Source organism: Neisseria sp. P0021.S007, assembly GCF_051956855.1.
This window is the reverse complement of sequence record NZ_JBQCXA010000511.1, coordinates 1-700: the sequence shown is the minus strand read 5'-3', so window position 1 is coordinate 700 and position 700 is coordinate 1. Positions and strand designations below refer to the sequence as shown.

1 protein-coding gene is annotated in these 700 nt (G+C 44.4%); it reads left to right on the top strand.

Going from position 1 to position 700, the window contains the following annotated elements; translation table 11 throughout:
* Positions 1 to 299 (top strand): transposase (locus ACTHUR_RS14310; protein WP_440399226.1); only part of this gene is annotated, 299 nt, incomplete at its 5' end.
* Between the last annotated feature and the right edge of the window lie 401 nt (positions 300 to 700).

The window sequence follows — 700 nt, the reverse complement described above, 5'->3', positions numbered from 1 at the left end:
CCAACCACTTTACAGCATTCGCTGGCATGAGCCCGCAACAGAAAAAATCAGGGACAAGCGTCAACGGCAAAGAAAAGCTGACAAGGTATGGCAACAGAAAACTACGCGGCGCCCTCTTCATGGCCGCCATGGTAGCCATGCGTCAAAATTACTTTCCCGACTTCACCAAAAGACTGCAAAAAGCCAAAAAGCCCAAGATGGTTATTATCTGCGCCCTGATGAGAAAGCTACTCGTCATTGCCTATCATCTGCACAAAAACCAAACCGACTTCGATCCGAGTCGGTACAAACAAGCGTAAAGAGCCTTAACAAAAACGCAAAAGCTACGCGGATAATCGTAAAATATTCGCGCGGCCAATTGCATTCTGTAAAAATTGCAAAACTAAATAAACAGGAAAAACAATAATATACAAAAATGACAGTAAATTACTATTGCATGTTAAAGTAGCATCTTTCTCATTTCGCAGTGCTACAATATACGTGCAGAAATCAACCAACCAAGCCCCGTTGTAGCTCCCTTTCTCATTTCGCAGTGCTACAATTTCCACTTTCACCACCACCTCCATACCCGTCTCTTAGCCCCCTCTCCCATCCCACAATACTAAAACGGAGGTGCCGAACTTCATCGGCTCAGTCGCGTTGTAGCTCCCTTTCTCATTTCGCAGTGTTACAATTTCAACTGGCAAAACAACATACAGAC